At 51.9% G+C, this 10,293-nt stretch carries 4 protein-coding genes; all 4 read right to left on the bottom strand.

The genetic code is table 11. The features are described from left to right. A partial coding sequence (locus tag P6709_RS18135; RefSeq protein ID WP_278242337.1) for an NTTRR-F1 domain occupies window positions 1-3,659 on the bottom strand: 3,659 nt, incomplete at its 3' end. 196 nt (window positions 3,660-3,855) lie between these two features. Next, entirely contained in the window at window positions 3,856-6,750 is a 2,895-nt protein-coding gene (locus P6709_RS18130; protein WP_278242336.1) for an NTTRR-F1 domain, read from the bottom strand. 185 nt (window positions 6,751-6,935) lie between these two features. Further along, complete coding sequence (locus tag P6709_RS18125; protein WP_278242335.1) at window positions 6,936-8,663, bottom strand: collagen-like protein; 1,728 nt, start codon at window positions 8,661-8,663, stop codon at window positions 6,936-6,938. Between the two features lie 236 nt (window positions 8,664-8,899). Then, on the bottom strand, window positions 8,900-10,189 hold the full coding sequence (locus P6709_RS18120; protein WP_278242334.1) for a hypothetical protein: 1,290 nt from the start codon (window positions 10,187-10,189) through the stop codon (window positions 8,900-8,902). Between the last annotated feature and the right edge of the window lie 104 nt (window positions 10,190-10,293).

The raw sequence follows: 10,293 nt of genomic DNA, 5'->3' as shown, positions 1-10,293 counted from the left end.
GCTCCGGTTGCACCAGTTGCTCCGGTTGCTCCAGTTGGGCCAGTGACTCCTGTTGCTCCGGTTACTCCAGTGGCTCCGGTTGCTCCTGTGGCTCCGGTTGCTCCTGTGACTCCCGTTGCTCCGGTTGCGCCAGTTGCTCCGGTTGCTCCAGTCGCTCCTGTTACTCCTGTTGCACCAGTTACTCCGGTTACTCCAGTGGCTCCTGTTACACCCGTTGCGCCTGTTGCTCCGGTTACTCCTGCACCGGTTGCTCCGGTTACTCCTGTTGCTCCAGTTACTCCAGTCGCTCCGGTTGCTCCAGTTACTCCAGCTGCACCCGTTGCTCCTGTGACTCCTGTAGCGCCAGTTGCACCTGTTACTCCGGTTGCTCCTGTTGGTCCTGTTGCACCAGTTACGCCCGTTGCTCCGGTGACTCCGGTGACTCCGGTTGGGCCTGTTGCTCCTGTTACACCCGTTGCTCCTGTTACGCCTGTGGATCCTGTTGCTCCTGTGACTCCTGTTGCTCCTGTTACGCCCGTGGCTCCAGTTGCTCCAGTTGCTCCAGTGACGCCTGTGGCTCCTGTTACACCAGTGGATCCTGTTGCACCCGTTACTCCGGTTGCGCCTGTTGCTCCAGTTACACCTGTTGGTCCTGTTGGTCCTGTTGCACCGGTTACACCCGTGACTCCGGTTGCGCCAGTTACTCCGGTTACTCCTGTGGCTCCAGTCGCTCCCGTTACGCCGGTAACTCCTGTTGGACCGGTTGCTCCAGTGGATCCTGTTAGTCCAGTTGCACCTGTGGCTCCGGTTGCACCCGTTACTCCGGTTGCGCCTGTTACACCAGTGGCTCCGGTTACTCCAGTTACTCCTGTTGGTCCTGTTACACCTGTTGGTCCAGTAGCTCCTGTGGCTCCTGTTACTCCAGTCGCGCCAGTGGCTCCTGTTGCTCCAGTCACACCAGTTACTCCAGTTGCTCCGGTGGCTCCAGTTACTCCAGTTGCTCCGGTGGCTCCTGTGGCTCCAGTTGCACCCGTTACTCCTGTTACGCCTGTGGCTCCTGTTACGCCAGTTACTCCTGTGGCTCCAGTTGCACCAGTTGCGCCAGTCGCACCAGTTACTCCTGTTGCTCCGGTTACTCCGGTTACTCCAGTTGCTCCAGTTACTCCTGTGGCTCCAGTTGCACCTGTGACTCCAGTTGCTCCTGTGGCTCCAGTTGCACCTGTGACTCCAGTTGCTCCTGTGGCTCCAGTTGCACCTGTGACTCCGGTTGCTCCAGTGGCTCCTGTTGCGCCTGTTGCGCCAGTTACTCCAGTTGCACCCGTTACTCCGGTGGCTCCTGTTACGCCTGTGGCTCCAGTTACTCCAGTTGCACCCGTTACTCCGGTGGCTCCTGTTACGCCTGTGGCTCCAGTTACTCCAGTCGCGCCAGTTGCTCCGGTGGCTCCTGTGACTCCAGTGGCACCAGTTACGCCAGTTGCTCCTGTGGCTCCTGTGGCTCCTGTGACTCCTGTGACTCCTGTGACTCCTGTTGCACCTGTGGCTCCAGTTGCTCCTGTGGCTCCTGTGGCTCCGGTTACTCCAGTCGCTCCAGCTACGCCTGTTGCTCCGGTTACACCCGTTGCTCCTGTTCCTCCTGTGGCTCCAGTTGCGCCTGTTACTCCTGTTACGCCTGTTGCTCCGGTTACGCCTGTTACTCCAGTGGCTCCAGTTGCACCAGTCGCACCCGTTACTCCAGTTGCTCCTGTGGCTCCTGTGGCTCCGGTTACTCCTGTTACTCCCGTAGCGCCCGTTACTCCTGTCGCTCCTGTTACACCCGTTGCACCGGTTGCTCCTGTGACTCCCGTTGCACCGGTTGCTCCCGTTGCTCCAGTTGGGCCAGTTACTCCTGTGGCTCCTGTTACTCCTGTTGTGCCCGTTGCACCTGTGACTCCGGTTGCTCCTGTTGGTCCTGTTGCACCAGTTACACCCGTGACTCCGGTTGCTCCAGTTACTCCAGTAATACCTGTTGCTCCTGTGACTCCAGTGGCTCCGGTTGCGCCTGTGGCTCCCGTTGCTCCTGTAACTCCTGCAGCTCCTGTTACTCCCGTGGCTCCAGTTGCACCCGTTACTCCAGTTGCGCCGGTTGAGCCAGTTGCACCTGTGACTCCGATTGCTCCTGTTGGTCCTGTTGCACCAGTTACACCCGTGACTCCGGTTGCTCCAGTTACTCCAGTAATACCTGTTGCTCCTGTGACTCCAGTGGCTCCGGTTGCTCCTGTTACACCAGTTGCTCCAGTGACTCCTGTGGCTCCGGTTGCTCCAGTTACGCCCGTTGCTCCGGTGACTCCAGTCGCTCCTGTTACTCCGGTTACTCCTGTTGCACCAGTTATTCCAGTGGCTCCGGTGGCTCCTGTTACTCCGGTTGCGCCTGTTGCTCCAATGGATCCTGTTACTCCAGTTGCTCCTGTTACACCCGTCGATCCAGTTGGGCCAGATGCTCCAGTGGCTCCTGTGACTCCAGTTACACCTGTTGCACCTGTCACTCCAGTCGCTCCTGTTACTCCTGTTGCACCAGTTACTCCAGTTGCGCCAGTGACTCCTGTGGCTCCAGTTGCACCCGTTGCTCCTGTGGCTCCAGTTGCACCCGTTGCTCCTGTTACTCCTGTGGCTCCGGTTGCTCCGGTTGCACCCGTTGCTCCTGTGGCTCCTGGTACTCCAGTTGCTCCTGTTACTCCAGTAGCTCCTGTTACTCCAGTAGCTCCTGTTACTCCGGTGGCTCCTGTGACTCCAGTGGCTCCGGTTACACCCGTGACTCCTGTTGCGCCAGTTGCTCCTGTTGGTCCTGTTGCACCAGTTACTCCAGTTACGCCAGTTGCTCCGGTGACTCCAGTCGCTCCTGTTACACCCGTTACTCCAGTGGCTCCAGTAGCTCCGGTTGCTCCTGTGGCCCCTGTTACTCCAGTTACACCGGTTGCTCCTGTGGATCCTGTTGCTCCGGTTGCGCCAGTTACTCCTGTTGCGCCAGTTACTCCGGTTGCTCCTGTTGCTCCTGTGGCTCCAGTTTCGCCAGTTGCACCCGTTACTCCAGTTGCACCTGTGACTCCTGTGACTCCTGTGACTCCAGTGGCTCCAGTGGCTCCTGTTGCACCCGTTACTCCGGTTGCTCCAGTGGCTCCCGTTACTCCCGTTACTCCCGTTGGACCTTTGGCTCCTGTTGGCCCGGTTGGTCCTCCCACATCAGTTACTGTTAATAATGCAACATCATCTACTAGTATTGGACTACTGTTGGCTAAACCTAGTTTTTGAATGAGGATTACTGCGAACGCTGCTCCTGGAGGTGCTAATGTAGTAGTTGCATATACCTCTAACCAGTCTCCAGCTGGTGGCAGCCTGTTGGATAATACATTGAGGACTAATCCTTTTCCTAAAAAATTAAATGAAGAATCGTAGTAATCTAAAACGATGGTGATAGGAGGACTAGGGTTATTATTCTGTCTGGCTAATGAAGCAATAATCTCAAATCTATCTCCCGGATTGATCGTTACGGTTTGAGCTATAAAAGCTACTGATGTCGTCGATAATAAGGCACTAAATGTGCCTGAATGACTTGCCTGAGAAGTGACAGAAGCATTTAATCCTGTCCATGGCGGCAATGATCCCGTTTCAAATCCACCATTTATTACTTTATTTTCAATGGTCACTTTTTCACATCCTTTCTTATAGAAAAGCTTCATATCATCTTATGAAAATAAAACTATGTTTGTTTAAACATTTGTCCCTGTCTTTATTTGATTCTTTTAAATTGTTCTTAAATTAGTAAAATGCTTGATAAACAGATTTTTCTATACTAAAAAAGTGCAGAACATCCTCTGCACTTTTAAAAGAGTGATCCCATTTTTACGCTAGGCTAAATAGTATTGTTTTAGGCCCTGTTACCAAAGTTGATCCTGAATTTACAAAATAGTAATTTGAGGAGGAATCTAATACGAGCGGCCCATCCCAAGTTATCGTTCCGAACTGGGTATTAAAAATCCCTACTGGGGGTACGTCAGTGATCGCTGATGTAACAGTTACAGTACTTCTAATCCAGGAATCTACGATATTGGAATACCCTGTGAACGTCATGGTCCCGTCTACTCTTGTGTCGACCATACGATTAATTCTCATCCCGGGTTTATTAATAATATTGATTCTACTTTGGTAAATATAGGTATTGATTTGACCCTGTGTCGGATTTACTGGATCACCTATAATGCTTCCTTCCACTCTTGCATTTAAAAGCTGAAATTCGATTGTACTGAATGGATCTGGAAGATAAACATTTTCAAATATTATATTTCCACTAATAATTGCACCGTCGGTATAGGCTGTGTGTGTACTAACTGAGCTGCCATTATTAAATGTTCCTATAACCGTAACTGGTCGTGCCTGGAATGCTGGACCTTGAAGATTATAGAAACTTTCAAGGTTAGAATTTGTTTGAATGGTTATATTTCTAGGAACTGAAGATTCAAAAAATGCTAAATCTCCACTGCCAAGTACCCACGGGCCAAGACCTAGCAATTGAACATGTCTGGCTGGCGGTATTACAATATCTTCGTTAAATACTGAATTTGCAGCTATTAATATTACAAGACGAGCTCTCATGCCGAAAGTTGTTGCAAATGGGCTAGTTGTCGCAGCAGTAATAGCAGCCTGTAAAGAACTAAACGGATTTTCAGGCGTCCCATCTCCTGGACCTACAGCACTTGAATCAGCCCAAAAAACAGTTTCCTCTCCCCATTCGAAAATTCCTGGTCCTGTTACCCCGGTTGGACCTATTACTCCGGTTGCTCCAGTTGCGCCAGTTGCTCCGGTTACTCCGGTTGCGCCAGTTGCTCCGGTTACTCCGGTTGATCCGAATGCTCCTGTGGCTCCGGTTGGCCCGGTTGCTCCTGTGACTCCTGTCGGTCCAGTGGCTCCTGTAACTCCGGTTAATCCGGTTACTCCAGTAGCTCCGGTCACACCCGTTGCTCCCGCTGACCCTGTTGCTCCTGTTGCGCCAGTGACTCCAGTTACACCAGTTGCTCCAGTGACTCCTGTGGCTCCTGTGGCTCCAGTTACTCCAGTGGCTCCTGTTGCGCCTGTTGGTCCAGTGGCTCCTGTAACTCCGATTGATCCGGTTACTCCAGCAGCTCCGGTCACACCTGTTGCTCCCGCTGGACCTGTTGTTCCTGACGCGCCAGTTGCTCCTGTTGCGCCTGTAACTCCGGTTGACCCGGTTACTCCAGTAGCTCCTGTCACACCTGTTGCTCCCGCTGGACCTGTTGCTCCTGACGCGCCAGTTGCTCCTGTGGCTCCGGTGACTCCGGTTAAGCCCGTTGCTCCTGTTGCTCCTGTTGGTCCAGTGGCTCCTGTAACTCCGGTTAATCCGGTTACTCCAGTAGCTCCGGTTACACCCGTTGCGCCAGTGGCTCCGGTTGCGCCAGTGACTCCAGTTACACCAGTTGCTCCGGTTGCTCCAGTTGGCCCCGTAGCTCCGGTTGAACCTCCAGCCGGACCAGTTGGACCCGTGGCTCCTGTCGGTCCGGTTGCTCCTGTGACTCCAGTTACTCCAGTGGCTCCAGTTGCTCCTGTTGCGCCTGTTGGTCCAGTGGCTCCTGTAACTCCGGTAGATCCGGTTATTCCAGCAGCTCCGGTCACACCTGTTGCTCCCGCTGGACCTTTTGCTCCTGACGCGCCAGTTGCTCCTGTGGCTCCGGTTACGCCCATTGCTCCTGTTGCGCCTGTTGGTCCTGTTGCGCCTGTAACTCCGGTTAATCCGGTTACTCCAGTAGCTCCGGTTACTCCAGTAGCTCCGGTTACACCCGTTGCGCCAGTTACACCAGTTGCTCCGGTTGCTCCAGTTGGCCCCGTAGCTCCGGTTGAACCTCCAGCCGGACCAGTTGGACCCGTGGCTCCTGTCGGTCCGGTTGCTCCTGTAGCTCCGGTCGCTCCTGTGGCGCCTGTTGCTCCTGTGGCACCCGTTACTCCAGTCACTCCGGTTACTCCTGTTGCACCGGTTGATCCGGTTACGCCTGTTGGACCTGTTACACCTGTGGCTCCTGTTGGGCCTGTTGATCCACCAGCAGGACCAGTTGGACCCGTTGCTCCTGTAGCTCCCTTTACGCCTGTTGCTCCAGTTACTCCAGTTGCTCCGGTGACTCCTGTTGGTCCAGTTGTTCCCGTAGCTCCTGTTGCTCCTGTTAGTCCAGTTGCTCCGGTGGCTCCGGTTGGTCCTGTTGATCCTGTAGCTCCAGTTGCTCCTGTTGCTCCTGTTGCTCCGGTGGCTCCCGTTGGCCCAATTGTCCCTTCAACCGTTAAAAGGGCTACATCATCTACTAAAATTGATGAACTGTTTGAGAGTGAAAGTTTTTGTATGAGGAGAACTCCAAATGCGGAACCTGCAGGAGCCAGACTCGTTGTACCATATGCTTCTAACCATATACCTGGGGCAGAAAGTCTGTTTGTCTGTATACTTATAGTCACACCTCGTCCCAAATAATTAAAAGCTGCATCATAGTAATCTAGTAGAATTACGACGGTGGGACTTGCATTATTAGTAGTTTTTGAAAAAGAAGCGAGTACTTCAAACCTTTCTCCTGGATTAATATTCACTGTTTGTGAAATTAAAGCCACTGAAGGTGTTGATAAAAGTGCGCTATATATTCCAGTATGACTCCCCTGTGAAGTAATGGATGCGTTTAATCCTGTCCATGGCGCTAGAAACCCTGTTTCAAAGCCTCCATTAATTATTCTGTTTTCTATTGTCACTTGTTCACATCCTTTCATATTAATTTAGAGCATATACAAACATATAGAGCTCCCTAATAGTATATGAACTATAAAGATTGCTGCATAAGCAGACAGCCTTAATGGGGGCATTAAATTCAGTAGTTTTCAAAAAACTGATAAGGCAGTTCAGCATATGCTGAACTGCCTTTAAGATCGTTCTTTAACTAAAATCCAATTACGTTGAGTGCCCTTGTACTTGCAGTTACAGTAAGAATATTCGTACCTGAAACAGTTAATCTGATTTCATAAGTGTGAGCACCAGCAGCTGGTGTATCAAACCATGTCAGATTAGGTATATCACTGAATAATCGGACAACCGCAGCTGGTTTCTCTCCTTCATTTGACTCAGAAATTGTTGCAATAACCGCTCCGTCTCTAAAAAGTGAGTAATCAATAGTGTATTGGAAGGTAGTACTTAAACCTGCAACTATATCAACCTCTACCATTGAATCAATTTTTAACGTTTGAGTGCCATCGGTATTTACAATTAGGTCAAGTACTGAGGTTTCAGTATCTAAATCGATCAGAACACCGTCTTGGCTTTGATCGAATGCAGATAAACCGACACCTCCGGCTGGACCTGTTGCTCCTGTGGCTCCCGCTGGACCTGTTGCTCCTGTGGCTCCCGCTGGACCCGTGGCTCCTGTTGCTCCTGTGGCCCCTGCTGGACCTGTGGCTCCTGTGGCTCCAGCTGGACCCGTGGCTCCTGTGGCTCCTCCTGCTGGACCTGTTGCTCCTGTGGCTCCAATTGCTCCTGTTGGACCAGTTGCACCTGTGGCTCCAGCTGCTCCTGTTGGACCAGTTGCACCTGTTACACCTGCTGCTCCCGTTGGACCTGTGGCTCCAGCTACTCCTGTTGCACCTGCTGCTCCTGTTGCACCTGCTGCTCCTGTGGCTCCGGTTGCACCTGTTGCACCGGCTGCTCCTGTGGCTCCAGTTCCTCCTGTTGGTCCGGCTGCTCCTGTGGCTCCGGTTGCACCTGTTGCACCGGCTGCTCCTGTTGGACCAGTTGCTCCAACTGCTCCCGTGGCTCCCGTTGCTCCTGTTGGTCCGGCTGCTCCTGTGGCTCCAGTTGCGCCAGTGGCTCCGGCTGCTCCCGTGGCTCCCGTTGCTCCTGTTGCACCCGCTGCTCCTGTGGCTCCGGCTGCTCCTGTTGCACCGGCTGCTCCTGTTGGACCAGTTGCTCCAACTGCTCCCGTGGCTCCAGTTGCTCCTGTTGGTCCGGCTGCTCCTGTGGCTCCAGTTCCTCCTGTTGGTCCGGCTGCTCCTGTGGCTCCAGTTGCGCCAGTGGCTCCGGCTGCTCCCGTTGCTCCCGTTGCTCCTGTTGCACCTGTGGCTCCGGCTGCTCCTGTGGCTCCAGTTGCGCCAGTGGCTCCGGCTGCTCCCGTTGCTCCTGTTGCACCCGCTGCTCCTGTGGCTCCGGCTGCTCCTGTTGGACCGGTTGCACCCGCTGCTCCTGTTGGTCCGGCTGCTCCTGTGGCTCCAGTTGCGCCAGTGGCTCCGGCTGCTCCCGTTGCTCCTGTTGCTCCCGTTGGACCGGTTGGACCTGTTGGACCTGTAGCTCCGGTTGGGCCGGTTGGGCCGGTTGGACCTGCATTCCCACTGATATCAGTAACTTTCTTTAGCTTATTGTCTAACAATAGCTCTTTTTTCATTGCAAGCTCGAGCATTTCTTGAACGCTTTCATTTACTTGCAATATTTCTGGCAGCGTTGCCGCAGATGTTAGTCCAGGCAACGTTCCAAGTGCGTACTGAAGTTTTTCTCCTTCAGCATTCAAAATATGCGCCAGACTTATTTCTTCCATAGCGATTGAAGCCAAAAGCAAATTAATTACTTCTTCTCTAGTGAGACTGATGTTCGGGGAAATATTGGGGATGTTTGGTTGTGACATTGGATTTCTCCTTTCCTATTCATTTTGAGTGAATTAATTTTCACAAATTAAATCACTCTCCCTAGTCTATTCATCAATAATTATTATGGTATAAGCTAAAACCCTTATGTTATTCACAATCGGTTCGGTAAATATTATCATAAGAAAGACAGTCACTCAGTATGACTGTCAGAACAGGTTAAAACTTATACTTTTAATCTAAAGGTTCTTCCTTTGAATTTACTTCACTATTAAACTTATATTCCAGCTATCCATGGTGAAAGTTGAATAATATCTGAGGTATTAATCGTTTGACCGACGGACAGTATAGGCAAGTTCTGTGTTCTAAAGTTAATAGGCGGAGTAGGGGCAATGCCAGTTAATCCAGTACTTCTCCCACCTAAAAACGCGCCGTTAACCTGGTTATAAACTACGAGGTAATACACATTATTCTCAGTAAGAGTAACAGGTGTCGTTAAAGGCAAACTAAATAACCCCGGAGTCAACGAATTTGCTACTCTCGTTACCCCAATTACTGTAGAAGTTGTAGCATTCACTGGTTGCAGAACTGCCATTTGAAAAGCTCCCGTTGTACCTGTTTGAGTAACATAAGCTGCTAAACGAGTAATTGTAACCGGGTCGCCACTGTAAGCAAGCGCTCCCAGAGCTTGAGTGTTACCACCACTTACATTAAATGGAATAGAAGCATTAATATCTCCTAATTTTACGGTTTCAATAAACGAGTTTGTCCCTGCTGCTCCTGTGGCTCCGGTGGCACCAGTGGCTCCAGTTGGACCGGTTGCACCTGCTTCTCCGGTGGCACCAGTGGCTCCGGCTGCTCCCGTTGCACCTGTCGCTCCTGTTGAACCAGTTGCTCCAACTGCTCCCGTGGCTCCTGTGGCTCCTGTGGCTCCCGTTGGACCTGTTGCACCCGCCGCTCCTGTGGCTCCTGTGGCTCCGGCTGCTCCCGTTGCTCCTGTTGGACCTGTTGGGCCTGTCGCTCCGGTTGGACCGGTTGCACCCGCCGCTCCTGTTGCACCTGTGGCTCCCGCCGCTCCTGTTGCACCTGTGGCTCCGACTGCTCCAGTTGGACCGGTTGCTCCGGCTGCTCCTGTTGCTCCGGCTGCTCCGGTTGCTCCTGTGGCTCCCGTTGGACCTGTTGCACCCGCCGCTCCTGTGGCTCCTGTGGCTCCGGCTGCTCCCGTTGCTCCAGTTGGACCTGTTGGGCCTGTCGCTCCGGTTGGACCTGCATTCCCACTGATATCAGTAACTTTCTTTAGCTTATTGTCCAGCAATAGCTCCTTTTTCATTGCAAGCTCAAGCATTTCTTGAACGCTTTCATTTACTTGCAATATTTCCGGCAGCGTTGCCGCAGAGGTAAGTCCTGGCAATGTTCCAAGTGCATATTGAAGTTTTTCTCCTTCAGCATTAAGAATATGCGCCAGGCTTAACTCTTCCATTGCAATTGAAGCTAAAAGTAGATTGATTACTTCTTCACGAGTAAGCGTGATGTTGGGGGAAATGTTGGGGATGTTTGGTTGTGACATTGGATTTCTCCTTTCATATTTTTTGAATAATAATAGGCAGAATAAGCTAGTATCATTCTTCCTTATCCTATTCAAATTTAATAGATTTGATATAGTTTATTTCC

Origin of the sequence: Jeotgalibacillus sp. ET6, from assembly GCF_029667115.1 — a bacterium.
GTDB lineage: Bacteria > Bacillota > Bacilli > Bacillales > Jeotgalibacillaceae > Jeotgalibacillus.
This window is presented reverse-complemented; position numbering and strand designations above follow the sequence as displayed.

What these genes read in the sequence shown, in the direction of transcription:
- P6709_RS18125 (WP_278242335.1), bottom strand. Translation starts at nt 8,663, where the DNA reads ATGTCACAACCAAACATCCCCAATATTTCCCCGAACATCAGTCTCACT.
- P6709_RS18120 (WP_278242334.1), bottom strand. Translation starts at nt 10,189, where the DNA reads ATGTCACAACCAAACATCCCCAACATTTCCCCCAACATCACGCTTACT.